The organism is Halorubrum sp. FL23 (assembly GCF_052439115.2).
Classification (GTDB): Archaea; Halobacteriota; Halobacteria; order Halobacteriales; family Haloferacaceae; genus Halorubrum; species Halorubrum persicum.
Genome location: NZ_JBQVRO020000008.1, coordinates 22,020 through 38,917 on the forward strand (window position 1 = coordinate 22,020; position 16,898 = coordinate 38,917).

Consider the following 16,898-nt stretch of genomic DNA (forward strand, 5'->3'; position numbering starts at 1 on the left):
CGTTTAACCGAACGCCCGAAAAGGAGGCGGCATGGAGCCCGTCGACGACTGGCGCTCGGCGATCGCGGAGGCCGGGGAGCTGACCGGCCCGATCGCCGCGGCCATCGTCGACGAGCACGGGGACCGCGGGAAGCGCGCCATCGAGGCGGTCGGTGAGGGGCGGGTGAAACGCTATCGAGATTTCACCGTCGTCGTCGGCCACGACGACGAGTACGTCGTCGAGGAGGGCGAGTGTAACTGCGCGGACGCGACCTACAACCTCGACGCGGAGAACCCCTCCGAGCGCTGCTGGCACGCGATCGCGGTCGACGTGGCGGACGCGGTCGGCGCGGTCGACCACCACGACATGTGGTATTCGGAGGTCCGGGAGTTCCTGTGAAGCGGCGGCGGAACCGGGGTCCTGACCGATTCATCCACTGTTCACCCGGATGAGACCCCGACACGCCGGGTTTTCGACCGCTCAGTCGAAAACGTTTCAATGGCGGCCGGTCTGCCCTACGGTATGGCGGACTGTCCACTCGCCGACGACTGCCCCAGTTTCGACGAACGAATCGAGGGGATGGGGTGTCAACACTACGGCAACAAGGGCGGCGCGGAGTGGTGTAACCACTACGACATGCCCATCTACGAACTGAAACAGCAGCCGGTCCAGCCCGGCGAGGAGGTCGTCGTCGAGGTCGACGACATCCACGAGAGCGGCGCCGGCGTGGGGCGCACCGACGACGGGTTCATCGTGCTCGTCGACGGCCTGCTCCCCCCGGCGCGCGCCGAGGTTCGAATCCACCGGGTGAAGTCGAGCCACGCGACCGCGCAGGACGTGGTCGAGCGCCTCCCCGAGGATCCGGAGGAGGACGAGGCGGACGAAGAGAACGGCGACGACATCGAAGGCGACGACGCCGACGAAGGCGACGGAGGGGATGGCGACCGGCGCCGCGACCGCCCCGACCGCGAGCGACTCGGCAGCCGGGAGAACTTCTGGGGCAAGTAGGCGCGTTCCGGGGACGGCCCCACCCCACGGACAGTCCGGACGTTACCGATCCGCCGCCCTGCTTGGTTCGTTCCCCTCTCGTGCCGCGCCGTCGCCGAAACCGCCGTTTTTTGAGCGCGCGTCCCCTGACGCCGGTATGGTCGCAGACGACGGGGACCCCGATCCCGACCCCGACGAGATCGACGCCGCGGCGCTGTTGGAGCGCGCGGGGTTCGACGCGGACGAGAGCGTCCTCACTCGCCGACAGGCCGAGGTGCTGGCCCTCCGCGAGCGGGGGCTCCGTCAGTCCGACATCGCGGATCGGCTCGGCACGTCGCGCGCCAACGTCTCCAGCGTCGAGGCCAGCGCTCGCGACAACGTGGCGAGCGCTCGCGAGACGATCGCGTTCGCGGAGGCGCTCTCCGCCCCCGTCCGCGTCGAGATCGAGCCGGGGACCGACCTCTACGACGCGCCGAAGCGCGTGTACGACGCCTGCGACGAGGCGGGCGTGAAGGTGAACCAGACCGCGCCGGACCTGATGAAGACGATCGGCGAGGGGGCGGGCGGCGCGGTCCGCGGGCGCGAGGTGCGCGACCGGCTGTTCGTCACCGTCGACACCGCGGGGACGATCCGCGTGCGGAAACCCTAGGTCGACGCCGGAACCGGCTCCCCGCGGTCACTCACTCCGCCAGCCGCTCGGCCACGCCCACGAGCGTCGCGCCCGCGGTCACGGTCGCCTCGCGGGCGATCGAGTAGACGATCCCGTCGCGGTCGGCCGCGGCTGTTTGGAGCGGCTCGAACGTCGCGGGGTCGTGGACGACGCCGAGCCGGTCGCCCGCCTCGATCTCGTCGCCGACCGAGAGGCCGCGCTCCGGGGTGAACAGCCCGGAGTCGGCGGCCTCGACGCGCCCGAGGTGGTTCCGCGCGACCGTGCCGTCCCACGGCGCCGGGTCGCCGGGCAGGATCCCCTCGTGTCGGAGCACGCCGATCACCCCCTCCACGCCGGCGTCGACCGCCTCGGGGACGATCTCGCGGCTGTGCGCGAGTTCGGGGGTGACCGTCGGAATGCCTTCACGGGTGGCGGCGACGCGAAGCTTGCCCGCGAAGCCGCGCTCCGACCACTCCGCGTCCGCCTCGTCGCCGGCGGCCTCCGCGAGCAGGATGTCGGTGCCGAACGCCTCCGCGAGCTCCCGACAGGCAGCGTCGTCGCGCATGTACACCGCGTGGGTGAGCATCGCGGGCGACCCGGTGTGGAGGTCGACGATCGCGTCCGCCCTGCTCGCGAACCGCCACAGCCGCGCCGCCATCCGCTCGTGGAGGGTCCCGTCGGCGTCGCCGGGCCAACACCGATTCATGTTCGAGTGGACCGCGTCGAGCGGCTCCGGAGTGGTGTACGAGACCCGGTCGAACGTGAGCGGGTCGGCGACGGGAACCGTCACGAGGGTGCCCGCGGGCGCCGCGTCGGGCGCGTCCCCGTCGCGTCCCGTCAGTCGCTCGTGGAGCCGGCGGAGGACCGCGGTTCCGTTCACCTCCCGACCGTGCTGGGCCGCCTGCGCGTAGACGACCGGGCCGCCGTCGGCGGGAACGTCGAGTTCGGGACCGTCGGGGCCGTCGACGAGGCGCCCTTCGCCGTAGGCGTGGACCGTCGTGCGGACCGGGACTCCCGAGGGCAGCCGCGCGAGGACGAGGTCGCGAGCGTCGTGCATACCGGAGCGTCGGTCCTGAGGGGCTTATAAGCCGGCGGCGGAGTCGACCGCGGAGACCCCGGCTCGTGTCCGCACCCGCGAGTGAGGGCGACTCGATGCGTCGACCACGGACGCTAAGTCGGTGGGCCGCCGATCCCGATCCGAGATGCGGGTCACCCTCCTCGGCACCGGCGATACGACCGGGACGCCGACGGTCGGCTGCGACTGCGACACCTGCGCCGCGGCGCGCGAGCGCGGGGTGTCGCGCTCGCGGTTCTCGGTCCACGTCGCGAACGAGCGCACCGGGGAGTCACTGCTCGTCGACTTCAGCCCCGACTTCAGGAGCCAGTTCCTGGACCGCGATGTCGCGCTGCCCGACGCCGGGCTCGTGACGCACATCCACTTCGACCACCTCGACGGGCTCGGCAACGTCTATCGGTTGGTCGACGGGCTGCCGGTCCACGCGCCGAGCGAGACCGATCCCGCCACCGACGAGAGCGTCGCGGAGACGATCCGCGCGAAGTACGACTACCTCGAGGACCGGATCGGCGTCCACGCCCGCGACCCGTTCGAACCCTTCGAGACGTGCGGGTTCGAGGTCCGGTTCGTCCCCGTCGACCACCCGCCGCTTCTGTGTTACGGCGTCGTCATCGAGGACCCCGAGACGGGCGGGACGCTCGCGCTCACGGGCGACACCAGCTACGACGTCCCGGAGCGGTCCAGAGAGGCGCTGTCCGACGCCGACCTCCTCCTCGCCGACGCCATCGTCCCCGCGTCGCTCTGCGAGCACCACCCGATCGGCGGGCGTCACGAGGACGCCGACGGCGTGCCGCGCACGTTCGGTACGAAGCACATGACCCGGGAGGGCGCGCTGGCGCTCGCCGACGAGCTGAACGCCGACCGCACCCGGCTCGTCCACCTCGCGCACTACTACCCGCCGGACGAGGCGTTCGCGGAGCCGCTCGCGGTCGACGGGGAAGTGTACGAGCTGTAGCGCGGAGCGAGCGGCCCGTGACGACGCTTTTGTCTCGCTAGCACGTACCACGGTCGAGATGGGAGCGAGAGCCCGACTCCGCGGGGCCGTCGACCGGCTGGAGCCGCCGCCGCGCGCGGTCGACTGGTCGCTGTTCGCGTTCGTCGTCGCCGAGGCGATCACCGGTCTGGTCTCGTTCACCGTGGGCGTCCCCGAGGGGTGGCCGCTGTTCTGGCTCCACCGCGCCCTCGGGGTCGGGATCGTCGCGCTGCTCGCGTGGAAGCTCGCGCGCGTTCGGCAGCGGCTCACCGACCCCGGCCTCTGGCGGCGGTCGACGGCGCTGTCGGTCCTGACGCTCGTCGCCGCGCTCGGCGCGCTGGCGACCGGCATCGCGTGGGTGTTCGGGCTCGACGTGCGGCTCTCCTACTGGACGCTCCTCTCCGTCCACGTCGGCTTCGGCCTCGCGCTCGTCCCGCTGGTGGGTGCGCACGCGGCGACCCGGTTCCGGCTCCCGCGGCGGGTCGACTTCGAGCGCCGCCGGACCGCGGTCCGGTACACCGTCCTGCTGGCCGCGGGCGCCGCGATGTACCGGCTCCAACAGGGGATCAACGACGCGCTCGACACCGCCGGGTCGGATCGGCGGTTCACCGGCTCACAGCCGCGGGCGGGCGCCGGAAACGGCGCGTTCCCGATCACCTCGTGGGTCGCCGACGACCCGGACCCGATCGACCGCGACGACTACCGGCTCCGGGTGGACGGGCTCGTGAGCGCCCCCGTGGATCTGACCGCCGCCGACCTCGCCGCCGACCACGAGGCCGAGCTCCTGCTCGACTGCACCAGCGGCTGGTACACGGTCCAGGAGTGGGGCGGGATCCGCGTCGGCGACCTGCTGGAGGCCGCCGGCGGAACGGCGACTGAGAACGCGGACCGCGAACCCGCATACGTCAGATTCACCTCCGTGACGGGGTACCGCTGGAGCCTCCCGCTCGACGAGGCCCGGGGCGCCCTGCTCGCCACGCACGTCGGCGGCGAGCGGCTGAGCCACGGCCACGGTGCGCCCGCTCGGCTGGTCGCGCCCGGCCGCCGCGGCTTCCAGTGGGTGAAGTGGGTGACGCGCGTGGAGGTCCGCTCGGAGTACGACCTCGGACAGTGGGTCGTGACGCTGGTGAGCGGGTTCGATTAGGGGCAGCGGCGGCAGGAGAGCCGGACTACGCGTACTCGCTCCCGACGACCTCGCGGATGCGCTCCGCGGTCACCGGGCCGACGCCGTCGACCGCCAGCAGGTCGTCCTCGGGCGCGGTCATCACGGCCTCGACGGTGCCGAAGTGCTCGAGGAGGGTCCGCGCCGTGACGGGGCCGATGTCGGCGATCGAGGAGACGACGTACTCCTGCTGTTCCGCGCGGGTCTTCGTCGTCTTCTCGCCGTGGACGCTCACCTCGCGGTCGCGGGTCTCCTGCTCCCGTTTGGCGATCGTTGCGAGCAGTTCCGTGGTGTCCGACTCGCCCTCGGTGCGGAGGACGCTCACGTCGAAGTCGACCGCGAGCGACGCGAGCGCGCCGCGGATCGCGTTGGGGTCGATGTCGCGCTGGCCGTAGAGGTTCGTCCCCTCGACGACCATCACGGGGCGGGCGTACGCCCGCGAGAGCTCGCCGACCTGCTCGAACATCGACCGGTCGGCGTCGAGCATCGAGTCGACGAAGTCCGCCGCCGACTTGCGCTCGACGGCGACCCGGTCAGAGAGGACGTAGTCGCCGACCGCGAGCGTCTCCAGCCGCGTGACGAGCCCGTCGCGGGTCGAGAGGTCCTTCGCGATCGAGGAGTCGAGCTCGCGCTGGTCGACGACGACCTCGACGCCCTCGTCGACGCCGGCGGTGGCGACGACGCCGTCGTCGTCGCTGTCGCTCGCCTCGGCGTCGTCGCTCTCCCCGTCTTCGCCCCCCCTCGCCGCCGCGAAGTCGGTGAGGCCGCCGTCGCCGTCCCCGCTGTCGGTCGCCTCGCCGTCGCCGCCGGAGGTCCCGGCGAACGCGTCGAGTCCCGCCTGGCCGTCGTCCCCGACGGTCTCCTCGATGTCGTCGGTGGCCTCCTTCAGCTCGGTGAGCTGGCTGGCCATCTTCTTCTCGCGGCGCCGCGAGATCCAGAAGAACGCCTCGTCGCGGGTGTCCTCGGCCATCAGGACGACGACCTTCCCCTCGGCCTGCCGCCCCGTCCGCCCCTTGCGCTGGATCGAGCGGATCGCGGTCGGGACCGGCTCGTAGAAGCAGACGAGGTCGACCTCTGGCACGTCGAGCCCCTCCTCGGCGACGCTCGTGGAGACGAGCACCTCGAACTCGCCCGCCTTGAACTCGTCGAGCGTCTGCTGCTGCTGTTTCTGGCTCATCCCGTCGGAGCCGTCCTTGTCGCCCTGCCCGACGAACTTCCGCACGTCGAAGCTCGCGGAGAGGAACTCCACGAGCGCCTCGGCGGTGTCGCGGGACTCCGTGAACAGGATGGCGCGCTCGCCCCCGTTGATCCCGAGCATCTCCGCGAGGAGGATCCGAGCCTTCGAAAACTTCGGGTGGAGCCCGTCGAACGACTCCGCCTTCCGCATCGCCTCGCGCACCTTCGGGTCCGCCACCATGCGCTGGCTCGCCTTCGACGCCCCCGACGAGCGGGCGGCCTCGCGCTGGCGCTCGAAGTAGCGCCGGACGGACTCGACCGACTGCGTCTCGACCAGCTCGGTCGCGCGCCGGAGCTTCATCACCTCGGCGTGGGTGGACATCCCCTTGTACCCCTCCGACTGGTCGTTGTCCATCATCTGCTTCAGCTGCCCCCGCATCTTGTTGAGGTCTTTCTGCGAGAGGTCGGGGTTCGTCGTGTTCGTCACGCCCAACTGTTTCAGCTTCTCGAGCCGGTCGGTGATCACCTCGTTGAGCGCGTCCCGGATGTCGAGGACCTCGTCCGGGAGCGTGACCTGCTCCCACTGCACGTCGGTGTCGTGGGTGTACTCGTCGACGTCGGCGTCGTCCTCGGTCATCACCTCGACGTTCACGAGCCCGAGGTTCTCACACACCGTCTCGATCTCCTCGGTGTCGCCGCCCGGCGAGGCCGACATCCCGGTGACGAGGGGATCGGCCGCGTCGGCGTGATAGCGCTCCGCGATGTAGACGTACGCGTAGTCGCCGGTCGCGCGGTGGCACTCGTCGAAGGTGCAGTGGGTCACGTCGCGCAGCGAGATCCGGTTGCCGACCAGGTCGTTCTCGACGACCTGCGGGGTCGCGATCACGATCCGGGCGTCGTCCCACAGCGCGGCGCGGTCGTCCGGCTTCACGTCGCCGGTGAACACGACGATCTCGTCGTCGGGTATCGACAGCGCCTCGCGGTAGAAGTCGGCGTGCTGCTGGACGAGCGGTTTGGTCGGCGCCAAGAAGAGCGCCTTCCCGCCCGCTTCGTGGAGGCGTTCGGCCGTGACGAGCAGGCTGACCGTCGTCTTGCCGAGACCGGTCGGGAGACAGACGAGGGTGTGTTCGTCGGCGGCGGCGTCCGCCAGCTGGAGCTGGTAGCGGCGCCGCTGGAGGAAGTCGTCGACGAGCAGCGGTCTATCGATCCCGGCGGCCTCGGTCGCCATCGCCGGCTCTTGGCCGGCGCCGGCCTAAAGCCTTCGCGAAGCGGGGTGAAAGTTATCTGTCACCGGATCGCTCCTCTCGGAGCTCCTCCGGTACGTCCTCGTCGACCAGCTCCGCCCATTCTGCGAGCCGGTCACCGGATGGCGTTTGCGCACTCATCAGGCGACGGATCTCAGTGGTACGTATTAACACTTACCCCGATTCTACGCGATTTGACATCGTTTCGGGCGTCCGTCTCCCCCGCTCGTCCGATCGCCCTCGGAGTCGACTCGCACGCCTTTTACCGCTCACGCGCCTCGGGCCGGCATGAGCAACCTCGACGAGTTCCTCGCGGGCGAGCGGCTCGACGACGTGGTCTTCTACGTGAGCGACGCGTACCTGGACGACGACTCCCGGCTCCGCAACGTCGGAACCGAGACGGACGCCGGGGTCCGGCTGATCCTCGACGGCGAGACCGGTCGGTCCGCGTTCCAGGCCGGCACGGGCATGGGAGCGATGGAGTTCGCGAAGACCGCGATGGGCGCGGAGGGCGAGATCGCGCGGTCGCTGGACGGCGGAGCGTGCCCCTTCGCCGAGGAGACCTCCGACGAGGAGCACGAGGTCCAGTTCGTCTTCGCGTTCGCGGAGGCGAAAAACGAGGAGGTCGGCGGGATCTACGCCGACGGCGACGTGGTCCACGCCTACGCCCACTGCACCTGCGGCGAGAGCTACTCGCACAAGTGGGTCGTCGGCGACCGCGACGACTGAGGGCCGAGCGAGAGTCGACCGGGTGAGAGTCGACCGGGCGAACAGCCCGCCTCAGCCCGGATTCACTCCGAGTCCGGGGCGTCGTCCTCCGGCACCGACCCCTCCACGAGCGACTGGTCGGCGTACTGCTCGCGGAGGTCCTTCTTCGAGAACTTCCCGGTCGCGGTCTTCGGCACCTCGTCGATGAACTCCACCGCGTCCGGCACCCACCACTTCGGGTACTCGTCGCGGAGCCCGGTCTCGATCCGGTCGACGAGTTCGTCGCGGTCGGCGCCCTCGGCCGCGACGACGAACGCGACCGGGCGCTCCTGCCAGCGCTCGTGGGGCACGCCGACGACGGTCGCCTCGCTGACGCCGTCGTACGCCATGATCTCGTTTTCCAGCTCGACGCTGGAGATCCACTCGCCGCCGGACTTGATCACGTCTTTGGTGCGGTCGACGAGCTGCATGTAGCCGTCCTCGTCGACGGTGACCACGTCGCCGGTCTTCAGCCAGCCGCCGACGAACTCCGCCTCGTTGGCCTCCGGGCGCTTGAAGTACTCCTTCGTGACCCACGGGCCGCGGATGCGGAGCTCGCCGAAGTCCTCGCCGTTCCACGGCACCTCCTCTCCGTTCTCGTCGATCACCTCGAACTCCAGGCCGGGGACGACGAGGCCCTGCTTCGACCGCTTGTTGACCTTCGTCTCGTAGTCCGCGTCGCGCAGGTCGTCGGTGAGGTGCGAGACGGTGCCGATCGGCGAGAGCTCCGTCATCCCCCACGCGTGGAGCACCTCGACGTCGCGCTCGTCGTACCACTCGATGAGCGCCCGCGGCGCCGCCGCGCCGCCGATGATCACGGTGTCGAGCGTCGAGAGGTCGACGTCGTTGCCGCCCTCGATGTACTCGCGGAGGCCGAGCCACACCGTCGGCACGCCAGCGGAGATCGTCACGCCCTCCTCCTCGATGAGGGCGGCGAGGTCCGCCGGCTCCGGGGAAGGACCGGGATACACGTGTTTCGCGCCCGCGGCGGTCGCGGTGAACGGCATCCCCCACGCGTTCACGTGGAACATGGGGACGACCGGCATGACCACGTCGGAGTCCTCCATCGGGATCCCCTGCGGCGTCTGGGAGGCCATCGTGTGGCTCCACAGCATCGACTGGGTGTACTCGACGCCCTTCGGCTTCCCCGTCGTGCCGGACGTGTAACAGAGGCCCGCGGGCTGGTCGCCGTCGAGGTCGGGCCAGTCGTAGTCGGTCGAGTGGTCCGCGACGAACGCCTCGTAGGGGGTCGCGTCGAGCGCGTCGATCTCGGACGACCCCATCACGACGAAGTCGACGCCGTCGAACTCGGCGGCGCCCTCGGCGGCGCCGGCGATCTTGGGGGCCAGCGACGGGTCGACGAAGATGATCTCGTCGTCGGCGTCGTCGACGATGTAGCGGATGTGTTCGTCGGGCAGGAGCGGGTTGATCGTGTGGAGCTGCGCGCCGGTGTTCGGGACGCCGAAGTACGTCTCGAAGTGGCGGGTGTGGTTCCAGCAGAACGTCGCGACCCGGTCGCCGCGCTCGATCCCGTGCGCGTCGAGCGCGTTCGCGAGCTGCGCGGTGCGGTCGGCGTACTCGGCGTACGTGTGTCGCGTGCGCCCCTCGTGGGTCCGAGAGACGATCTCGGTGTCCGGGTATAGTCGTTCGGCGCGCCACAGGAACGGTCGGAGCGTCTGGGAGTGTCCGCCGGGCATACCTCACACACCACGGGGGCGAGAACTATGAACGTTGTCATGGTTGATCGTGACGGTTAGGGATGGCCGAATTCGACGAGGCAGCCGCTCGGCGGCGTGGTTGACAGCGAGACCGTCGAGGACCCGCACCTCGCAGCCCGTCGGCCACGCGGTGGCGCGCGGCCACCGGGTCGCCCGCTATCCCCTGAAGAGGCTCGCGTGGACCGGCGCGTGGTCGGGTTCGGGCCGCGCGGAGTCGTCGCCCTCGCCGCCGCCGTCGGAGATCGCCCGCCCCTCGACCCCCTCCGCGAGGAAGTCGCGGAGCGGCGGGCCGACGTGTTCGGGCTCGACGAGGAACGCGTCGTGGCCGTGGTCGGAGTCGATCACGTGGTGCGCGGTCGGGGCGTTACCGGCCCGGAAGGCGTCGGCGAGCGACGACGACTGCTCGACGGTGAAGTGCCAGTCGGCGGTGAAGCTCAACAGGAGCGCCTCGCCGTCGAACGCCCCGAGCGCGTCGGCGTCGGTGCCGTGGCCCGCCGCGAGGTCGTACTCGTCCATCGCGCGCGTGAGGTAGAGGTAGCTGTTCGCGTCGAACCGGTCGCTGAACCCCTCCGCCTGATAGTCGAGGTACGACTCCACCTCTCGATACGGGAAGAAGGCCGCCGTGGGCTCCGGTGGGAGCCCCAGATCGCCCTCCTCGCGCGTCAGCGAGTCGCGGCCCGCGGAGCGTCGCCCGAACTTCCGCTCCATCGACGCCTTCGAGAGGTACATGATGTGGCCGATCTGACGGGCCAGGGCGAGCCCCTCGTCGGGCGAGGGGCGGCCCTCGCCGTAGTAGTCCCCGCCGTTCCAGTTCGGATCCGCGCGGATCGCCCGTCGCGCGACCGCGTCGAGCGCGAGACACTGCGCGTCGAGCCGCCCGGCGGTCGCGATGGCGACCACGCGGTCGACGTCGTCCGGGTAGCGCTTCGCCCACTCCAGGGCGTTCATCCCGCCGACGCTCCCGCCGACGACGGCGCGGAGCCGGCCCACACCGAGGTGGTCCAGCAGGCGGCGCTGCGCGCGCGTCCAGTCTTCGACCTGCACCGGCGGGTAGGCGGTCCCCCACCGGTCGTGGTCGGGCTCGTCGGGGAGGTCGAGGCCGGCGGGGCGCTCGCTCGCCGGTCCCGTGGTGCCGTAACAGGAGCCGGGGACGTTCGCGCAGACGACGTAGTACTCGGTGGTGTCGATCGCCTTCCCCGGGCCGACGATGTCGTCCCACCACGCGCGGGCCTGCCCGGCCTGCCCGCCCCCGCGGGTTTCCTCGTCGCGCTCCGGCGCGGGGGAGCGAGCGACGTTCTGACTGCCGGTGAGGGCGTGACACACCAACACCACGTTGTCGCCGTCGAACTCCCCGTGGGTCTCGTAGGCGACCTCCAGGTCGGGGACCGACTGGCCGCACTCGAAGGTGAACTCCCCGAGCGCGGCGACGCCGTGGTCCGCCGGAACGGCACTCACGGTGTCACACCTCCGTGCCGGACGCGGCGCGCTCGCCGGCCGCGAGCCCTCGGTCGAGGTCGTCGATCACGTCGTCCGCGTCCTCGATCCCGACGGAGAGGCGGAGCATCTCCGGGTGGACGCCGGCGAGCCGCTGCTGCGTCTCGTCCATCTGCGCGTGGGTGGTCGAGGCCGGGTGGATGACGAGCGTCTTCGCGTCGCCGATGTTCGCGAGGAAGCTCGTCAGATCGACCGCCTCGCAGAACGTCTTCGCGGCCTCGTAGCCGCCGTCGACGCCGAAGGTGACCATCCCGCCGTAGTCGTCGAGGTACGCGGCGGCGTTGTCGTGGCTCCGGTGGTCCTCGAAGCCGGGGTAGGCGACCCAGTCGACCCGGTCGTCGTCGCGGAGGAACTCGGCGACGGCCCGGGCGTTCTCGCAGTGGCGCTCCATCCGGAGCGGGAGGGTGTTGAGCCCCTGGATCGTCTGCCACGCGTCGAAGGGCGACTGCTGACCGCCGGTCGGGCGCACCCCGCGCTGGCGGGCGACGTTGGCGAAGGCGGCGTCGCCGAACTGCTCGACGAAGTCGATCGGGTAAGCGGGCGACTGGCCGTCGAGCTCGTCGTAGTCGGCGTCGGGGTGACCCCACGGGAACTGCCCCCCGTCGACGACGACGCCGCCGACGGTGGTCCCGTTGCCCGTGATCCACTTCGTCGTCGACTCCCAGACGATGTCGGCGCCGTGGTCGAACGGCCGGCAGAGGGCGGGCGTGGCGAACGTGTTGTCGACCACGAGGGGGACGGCGTGTTCGTGGGCGACCTCGGCGAGCCGCTCGAAGTCGGGCGTGACGAGGGAGGGGTTCGCGACCGTCTCGACGTGCACGAACGCGGTGTCGTCGTCGATCACGTCCGCGTACGCCTCGTAATCGAGCGTGTCGACGAGCCGCGTCTCGACCCCGCGGCGGTTCGCGATGCTCGTGAGGTACGCGGCCGTGCCGCCGTACATCTCGGAGCTGGCGACGACGTTGTCGCCCGCAGTCGCGAGCACGGTGGTGATCGCGTCGAGCGCGGCCATCCCCGAGCCGGTCGCGACCGCCTCGGAGCCGCCCGACAGGTCGGCGAGGCGGTCCTCTAAGACGTTCACGGTCGGGTTAGAGATCCGGGAGTAGATGTCGCCCTCCGCCCGGAGCGCGTACATCTCCGCCGCCGTGTCCGCGTCATCGAAGACGTAGGAGGTCGTCTGGTGGATCGGGGTCGCTCGCGACCCGGTCGCCGGGTCGGCCTCGGCACCGGCGTGGAGACTCCGGGTGTTGAACCCACGTGTCATGTGTGTAGTGCATATATCTACAAATATCTATAACCGTCAGTTACGGCAAGTGATGCCTCGGCCTGCGCCGGATCGGCGGCGACGAGACGCGCGGGAGCCGCCCTCCCCGCTGCCGACCCGCCGAAGCGTGAGTTTATCCCCGATCGGGAGCCAACGGGTGGTAATGGCAGTCGCCGATCCTCCCGTGCCGGAGCTCGCCGAGCGCGCGGACGCCTGCGCCGACCGGCTCCGCGCCGCGGACCGCGTGCTGCTCGCGTCCCACATCGACGCCGACGGGCTCACCAGCGGCGCGATCGCCTCGACGGCGCTCGCGCGGGCGGGGATCGACCACGAGGTCGTCTTCGAGAAGCAGCTCGACGCCGAGTCGATCGCAGGTATCGCCGCCCGCGAGTTCGACGTGGTGCTGTTCACCGACTTCGGCTCCGGCCAGCTCGACGTGATCGCCGACCACGAGGACCGCGGCGACTTCGTCCCCGTGATCGCCGACCACCACCAGCCGGCCGACCGCGACACCGAGTTCCACCTCAACCCCTTACTCGAAGGGCTCAACGGCGCGAGCGAGCTGTCGGGAGCCGGTGCGAGCTACGTGCTCGCCCGCGCGTTGGAGGGGCCGGGCGGCGACAACCGCGATCTCGCCGCGCTGGCGGTGGTCGGCGCGGTCGGCGACATGCAGGACTCCGACGGCGGCCTCGTCGGCGCCAACGAGGCGGTCGTCGCCGACGGCGTCGACGCCGGCGTCGTCGAGGCGCAGACGGATCTGGACCTGTACGGCAGACAGACGCGCCCGCTCCCGAAGCTGCTGGAGTACGCTTCGGACGTGAAGATCCCGGGCGTGTCGAACGACGAGGCGGGCGCGATCTCTTTTCTCACCGACCTCGACATCGACGTGAAACGCGACGGGGAGTGGCGCCGCTGGGTCGACCTCGACGGGGAGGAGCGACAGGTGCTCGCGTCCGCGCTGATGCGCCGGGCCGTCGCCTCCGGCGTTCCCGCCGACCGGATCGAGGCGCTCGTCGGTACCTCCTACACGCTCGTCGACGAGGAGCCCGGGACGGAGTTGCGGGACGTGAGCGAGTTCTCCACGCTCCTCAACGCCACCGCCCGGTACGAGCGGGCCGACGTGGGGCTCGCGGTGTGTCTCGGCGACCGCGGCGACGCGCTCGCCGAGGCGCGCCGGCTCCTCCGGACCCACCGGAAGAACCTCTCGGAGGGGCTCCAGTGGGTGAAAAACGAGGGCGTCACCGACGAGCAGCACCTCCAGTGGTTCGACGCCGGCTCGCGGATCCGCGAGACGATCGTCGGCATCGTCGCCGGGATGGCGATCGGCTCGCCGGCCCTCGACCGATCGAAGCCCGTGATCGCGTTCGCCGAGGAGAGCGCCGAGGAGCTGAAGGTGTCCTCGCGGGGGTCGCACGCGTTGGTCCGACAGGGACTCGACCTCTCGGCGGTGATGCGGGAGGCGGGTCAGGCGGTCGGCGGCGACGGCGGCGGCCACGACGTGGCCGCGGGTGCGACCATCCCGATCGACGAGCGCGACGCGTTCATCGTCGAGGCGGACCGGATCGTCGGCGACCAGCTCGCGTGACCGGTCACCGCCACCCCGATCACTTCAGCGTGGCGTAGCTCAGCAGCGACACCGCGAGCAGTTCGAGCAGGCTCATCCCGAGGACGACTCGCCCCACCAGCGGGTCCATCGCGTACAGCGTGCGCATGCTGCTGAAAAAGAAGGCGATCGAGACCAGGTTTTCGACCAGCAGGACGGCGCTGAACCCCACCAGTCCCAGGAGGAGCGTCGAGCCGAACTCACGGTAGTTGTCGAGCCACACCGCGGCCAACACGGCCAACAGCGCGCTGTTGATCCCCGCGATCAACACGGCGACCCCGGTCGGCGACACGGGGTTCATTCGGTGTCCACCTCCGACGTGATCTCCTCGAACGCGTCCGTGTGGCGCTCGAAGCGGTCGGTCAGGAAGTAGAGCTTCCCGTAGTCGTGGTCGCTCGGCTCGACGACATCGTGGTCTTTCAGCATCTCGAGGTGGTGTGTGATCGTGTTGTAGTCGACGTCCAGTTCCTCCGCGAGTTCGTTGGCGTTCCGCGGGCGAGCGCGAAGTCTCCGGACGATCCGGACCCTGTTGGCGCCACCGCGACTCGCGACGAACAGGTACCACAGGGCCTTCTCCATCTGGCGTACTGGTGTGTCGGGGTGGGAATCAAATTCGTTTCGGCTCTGGCGGGGCGCTCTGGCGGCTGATCGCGTGGGATCGAACCGGACGCATCAGCCGACCGTTCGACGGACCCACCCCGTCGCGCCGCTCGGTGACGAGTCCGACGGCGCTCGGGTCTGTCGGGTCCCCTCGCCGTCGACCGCGCGGACGACGGCCTCGTGTTCGCCGTCGGGGTCGAAGACGTGCCGCCACTGCCGCCAGACGTCCACGTCGGGGAGCGGCTCGGAGAGCGTCGCGTCGGTCCACGAATCGCCGCCGTCGGTCGACACCTCGACGCGCTCGATCCCGCGCGTCCCGGCGTAGGCGTGGCCCGCCAACTCGATCCGGCCGTCGCCGAGGTCCGTGACCCCCTCGTCCCAGAGCTTGGCGACCGTCTTCACCTCGCCGGTCCCCTCCCAGCCGCGCTCCTCCCAGTAGCCGTCGTCTTCGACGCGCAACAGCTCGATCTCCGAGAGCCACTTCACGTTCGTCTCCCCCCAGTGCCCCGGGATCAACACGCGAACCGGATGGCCGTGACCGGACGGAAGCTCCTTCCCGTTCATCCCCCACGCGAGGAACCCCTCGGCGAGCACGTCGACCGGGAACTGGACGTAGTAGCCGTCCTCGCCGCGCAGCATCGCGCAGTCGCAGTCCCCCTGCGGGTCGACCGATTCCAGGAGCGGGCGGATCGGCGTCCCGGTCCAGACCGCGTTGTCCAGCTTGCGGCCGTTCAGGTCCTCGCCGACGCACCGCAGCGTGATCGCGCGGTGCTCGACGGGGCGGTCGGTCAGCTCGTCGAAGGTGACCGTCCGGTCGGTGCCGGTCTCGCCGGTGAACGTCAGCGACCACTCGCTCGCGGTGACCGCCGGGTCGAACTCCGCGATGTCGACGTTGTAGAACGCCCCGATCGGGCTCACCAGGTCGTGGAGATCGGCGCTCTCGACCGATAACGCGGCGTCGTCGAGCTCTTGAAGCCGCGCGGCCGCACCCTCGGACCGCGGAGCGTCGGCGAGCGGATCGTCGTCGGTCGCGAGCGCCCGACGCCCGACCACGGTCGCGGCGACGAACCCGAGCGCCCCGGCGACGACGGCGAGCGTCCGTCGCCGAACCGCGTCGACACCGGCGGTCAGGCCGGCCGCGTCCGCGGAGTCGGTCCCCGACACCGAGTCGCCTGCGTCGGGGGACGAGGCGTCCCCGGCGGGCGGTCGCCCGGTCGGCGACCGCAGCCACCCTATCCCGACGACGGCCGCGCCGGGCAGCGCCGCGCCGAGCGCCTGCGTCGAGATCCCGGTGAGCCCCGCGGCGAGCAGCCACGACCCGACTCCCGCGGTCGCGACGCCGACCGCTCGTCGATCGGTGCGCGCGGCGAGCCGAAGGCCCGCGAACGCGACCGCGCCGAACAGCCCGACCACGACCGCGAACGCCATGCCGATGTGGATCAGGTGGCCCGCGTCGCCGAGCGTCTCGATCGCGAGCGTCACGATCGGCCCCGGCGTCAGGTTGACGATGGCCTGGTCGACCGGCCTGACGACGAACGACGGCGCCCACCCGGTGACCAGATACGAGCCGGCGACCGCGGCCCCCCCGGCCGCCGCCGCGAGGAGCGTATCTCGTTGTTTGGTACCGCTACTCATAGCGTATCTCGGGGTTACAGTTACTTGAATCACGTCCTCGGCGGACGGGCGTCCGCGGCCGTCGTCGGCACCGCTCAGTCGGCGCACGACTCCCCGGTCGTACGCTTCCTGCGCCGGCGACACCGGTCGACGTATCGGAGGGGTAAGGCGACGAGGAGACGACGCTCTCGGTCGGGACCCCGGCCGTGACCGACTCGGTCATCCGTCCTCACCGGCCATCTCGTCGTCGCTCATCCCGTCGTCGCTGTCCATCCCGTCGCTCTCGTTACCCATCTCGTCGCCGTCCGTCTCGCCACCGTCGTCCATCTGGTCATCAGTGTCATCGTCGCCGAGACAGCCGGCGAGCGCCAGCGTCACGAGTCCACCGCTCGTCACCAGGAACCGGCGCCGCGTGTTGTGTTCCGTCATGCTCTCGACGAGGGCGATGACGGGAATATAGATTTTTCAACTACTGGACAAATTTGGTGCGGAGTCGGGGCGAACTCCGTTCAAACTTCGTCCGAACTTCGGACGCAGTCGAGAGGTTCAGGAGAGAGACCATCAACGGTGACGAGAGCGGAAGCGGGCCGGCGAGCGAACCGGCGGCGGCAA

General features: G+C 70.6%; 16 protein-coding genes. 7 read left to right on the forward strand and 9 right to left on the reverse strand.

What is annotated here, in order from left to right; translation table 11 throughout:
* The first annotated feature begins 31 nt into the window (after positions 1–31).
* From ACT4MF_RS11155 to ACT4MF_RS11165, 3 genes are all read left to right on the forward strand, one after another.
* Positions 32–379 (forward strand): hypothetical protein, encoded by a 348-nt coding sequence (locus ACT4MF_RS11155; protein ID WP_099253816.1) that lies wholly within the window; start codon positions 32–34, stop codon positions 377–379.
* A gap of 123 nt (positions 380–502) precedes the next feature.
* Entirely contained in the window at positions 503–988 is a 486-nt protein-coding gene (locus ACT4MF_RS11160; RefSeq protein ID WP_444682663.1) for a TRAM domain-containing protein, read from the forward strand.
* A 136-nt stretch (positions 989–1,124) separates the two neighbouring features.
* Positions 1,125–1,616 carry a Tfx family DNA-binding protein gene (locus ACT4MF_RS11165; protein ID WP_099253818.1) on the forward strand — a complete coding sequence of 164 codons (492 nt, stop codon included), beginning with the start codon at positions 1,125–1,127 and terminating at the stop codon, positions 1,614–1,616.
* Between the two features lie 31 nt (positions 1,617–1,647).
* Here ACT4MF_RS11165 and ACT4MF_RS11170 read toward each other — a convergent pair whose 3' ends face one another.
* Positions 1,648–2,673 (reverse strand): succinylglutamate desuccinylase/aspartoacylase family protein, encoded by a 1,026-nt coding sequence (locus ACT4MF_RS11170; protein WP_444682664.1) that lies wholly within the window; start codon positions 2,671–2,673, stop codon positions 1,648–1,650.
* Positions 2,674–2,818: 145 nt separating this feature from the next.
* Between ACT4MF_RS11170 and ACT4MF_RS11175 the strand changes: the two genes are divergently transcribed.
* Positions 2,819–3,646, forward strand: coding sequence for an MBL fold metallo-hydrolase (locus ACT4MF_RS11175; RefSeq protein WP_099253820.1), 828 nt, complete (start codon positions 2,819–2,821; stop codon positions 3,644–3,646).
* Positions 3,647–3,704: 58 nt separating this feature from the next.
* Positions 3,705–4,808: a molybdopterin-dependent oxidoreductase gene (locus tag ACT4MF_RS11180; protein WP_444682665.1), complete on the forward strand. Its 1,104-nt coding sequence runs from the start codon at positions 3,705–3,707 to the stop codon at positions 4,806–4,808.
* 25 nt (positions 4,809–4,833) lie between these two features.
* Here the strand turns inward: ACT4MF_RS11180 and ACT4MF_RS11185 are convergent, their stop codons facing one another.
* Entirely contained in the window at positions 4,834–7,230 is a 2,397-nt protein-coding gene (locus ACT4MF_RS11185; RefSeq protein ID WP_444682666.1) for a DEAD/DEAH box helicase, read from the reverse strand.
* Positions 7,231–7,534: 304 nt separating this feature from the next.
* Here ACT4MF_RS11185 and ACT4MF_RS11190 point away from each other — a divergent pair, with 304 nt between their 5' ends.
* Entirely contained in the window at positions 7,535–7,975 is a 441-nt protein-coding gene (locus ACT4MF_RS11190; protein ID WP_099253823.1) for a DUF5807 family protein, read from the forward strand.
* A 62-nt stretch (positions 7,976–8,037) separates the two neighbouring features.
* Here the strand turns inward: ACT4MF_RS11190 and ACT4MF_RS11195 are convergent, their stop codons facing one another.
* The 3 genes from ACT4MF_RS11195 to ACT4MF_RS11205 all read right to left on the reverse strand — a co-directional run bounded on the left by ACT4MF_RS11195 (position 8,038) and on the right by ACT4MF_RS11205 (position 12,469).
* A complete protein-coding gene (locus ACT4MF_RS11195) occupies positions 8,038–9,690 on the reverse strand; it encodes a long-chain fatty acid--CoA ligase (RefSeq protein WP_444682667.1) in 1,653 nt (550 codons plus the stop codon).
* A gap of 177 nt (positions 9,691–9,867) precedes the next feature.
* Positions 9,868–11,166: a homoserine O-acetyltransferase MetX gene (metX, locus tag ACT4MF_RS11200; protein ID WP_444682668.1), complete on the reverse strand. Its 1,299-nt coding sequence runs from the start codon at positions 11,164–11,166 to the stop codon at positions 9,868–9,870.
* Between the two features lie 4 nt (positions 11,167–11,170).
* On the reverse strand, positions 11,171–12,469 hold the full coding sequence (locus ACT4MF_RS11205) for an O-acetylhomoserine aminocarboxypropyltransferase/cysteine synthase family protein (RefSeq protein ID WP_444682669.1): 1,299 nt from the start codon (positions 12,467–12,469) through the stop codon (positions 11,171–11,173).
* A 163-nt stretch (positions 12,470–12,632) separates the two neighbouring features.
* Here ACT4MF_RS11205 and recJ point away from each other — a divergent pair, with 163 nt between their 5' ends.
* Positions 12,633–14,054 (forward strand): RecJ family nuclease, encoded by a 1,422-nt coding sequence (recJ, locus tag ACT4MF_RS11210; RefSeq protein ID WP_444682670.1) that lies wholly within the window; start codon positions 12,633–12,635, stop codon positions 14,052–14,054.
* A gap of 19 nt (positions 14,055–14,073) precedes the next feature.
* Here recJ and ACT4MF_RS11215 read toward each other — a convergent pair whose 3' ends face one another.
* From ACT4MF_RS11215 to ACT4MF_RS11230, 4 genes are all read right to left on the reverse strand, one after another.
* Positions 14,074–14,373, reverse strand: a complete 300-nt coding sequence (locus tag ACT4MF_RS11215) for a DUF8036 family membrane protein (protein WP_099253828.1) — start codon at positions 14,371–14,373, stop codon at positions 14,074–14,076.
* Positions 14,370–14,651, reverse strand: a complete 282-nt coding sequence (locus ACT4MF_RS11220) for a winged helix-turn-helix domain-containing protein (RefSeq protein WP_099253829.1) — start codon at positions 14,649–14,651, stop codon at positions 14,370–14,372. Before ACT4MF_RS11220 ends, ACT4MF_RS11215 begins: the two co-directional genes overlap by 4 nt.
* Positions 14,652–14,744: 93 nt before the next feature.
* A complete protein-coding gene (locus ACT4MF_RS11225; protein ID WP_444682671.1) occupies positions 14,745–16,307 on the reverse strand; it encodes a molybdopterin-dependent oxidoreductase in 1,563 nt (520 codons plus the stop codon).
* Positions 16,308–16,505: 198 nt separating this feature from the next.
* The gene (locus tag ACT4MF_RS11230) at positions 16,506–16,715 is read right to left on the reverse strand and encodes a hypothetical protein (protein WP_444682672.1); all 210 of its coding nucleotides are present in this window, start codon (positions 16,713–16,715) and stop codon (positions 16,506–16,508) included.
* Between the last annotated feature and the right edge of the window lie 183 nt (positions 16,716–16,898).

Excerpts from the sequence above, each read along its gene's own strand:
- ACT4MF_RS11155 (WP_099253816.1), top strand. The coding sequence starts at position 32 with ATGGAGCCCGTCGACGACTGGCGCTCGGCGATCGCGGAGGCCGGGGAG.
- ACT4MF_RS11160 (WP_444682663.1), top strand. The coding sequence starts at position 503 with ATGGCGGACTGTCCACTCGCCGACGACTGCCCCAGTTTCGACGAACGA.
- ACT4MF_RS11165 (WP_099253818.1), top strand. The coding sequence starts at position 1,125 with ATGGTCGCAGACGACGGGGACCCCGATCCCGACCCCGACGAGATCGAC.
- ACT4MF_RS11170 (WP_444682664.1), bottom strand. The coding sequence starts at position 2,673 with ATGCACGACGCTCGCGACCTCGTCCTCGCGCGGCTGCCCTCGGGAGTC.
- ACT4MF_RS11175 (WP_099253820.1), top strand. The coding sequence starts at position 2,819 with ATGCGGGTCACCCTCCTCGGCACCGGCGATACGACCGGGACGCCGACG.
- ACT4MF_RS11180 (WP_444682665.1), top strand. The coding sequence starts at position 3,705 with ATGGGAGCGAGAGCCCGACTCCGCGGGGCCGTCGACCGGCTGGAGCCG.
- ACT4MF_RS11185 (WP_444682666.1), bottom strand. The coding sequence starts at position 7,230 with ATGGCGACCGAGGCCGCCGGGATCGATAGACCGCTGCTCGTCGACGAC.
- ACT4MF_RS11190 (WP_099253823.1), top strand. The coding sequence starts at position 7,535 with ATGAGCAACCTCGACGAGTTCCTCGCGGGCGAGCGGCTCGACGACGTG.
- ACT4MF_RS11195 (WP_444682667.1), bottom strand. The coding sequence starts at position 9,690 with ATGCCCGGCGGACACTCCCAGACGCTCCGACCGTTCCTGTGGCGCGCC.
- ACT4MF_RS11205 (WP_444682669.1), bottom strand. The coding sequence starts at position 12,469 with ATGACACGTGGGTTCAACACCCGGAGTCTCCACGCCGGTGCCGAGGCC.
- recJ (WP_444682670.1), top strand. The coding sequence starts at position 12,633 with ATGGCAGTCGCCGATCCTCCCGTGCCGGAGCTCGCCGAGCGCGCGGAC.
- ACT4MF_RS11215 (WP_099253828.1), bottom strand. The coding sequence starts at position 14,373 with ATGAACCCCGTGTCGCCGACCGGGGTCGCCGTGTTGATCGCGGGGATC.
- ACT4MF_RS11220 (WP_099253829.1), bottom strand. The coding sequence starts at position 14,651 with ATGGAGAAGGCCCTGTGGTACCTGTTCGTCGCGAGTCGCGGTGGCGCC.
- ACT4MF_RS11225 (WP_444682671.1), bottom strand. The coding sequence starts at position 16,307 with ATGAGTAGCGGTACCAAACAACGAGATACGCTCCTCGCGGCGGCGGCC.
- ACT4MF_RS11230 (WP_444682672.1), bottom strand. The coding sequence starts at position 16,715 with ATGACGGAACACAACACGCGGCGCCGGTTCCTGGTGACGAGCGGTGGA.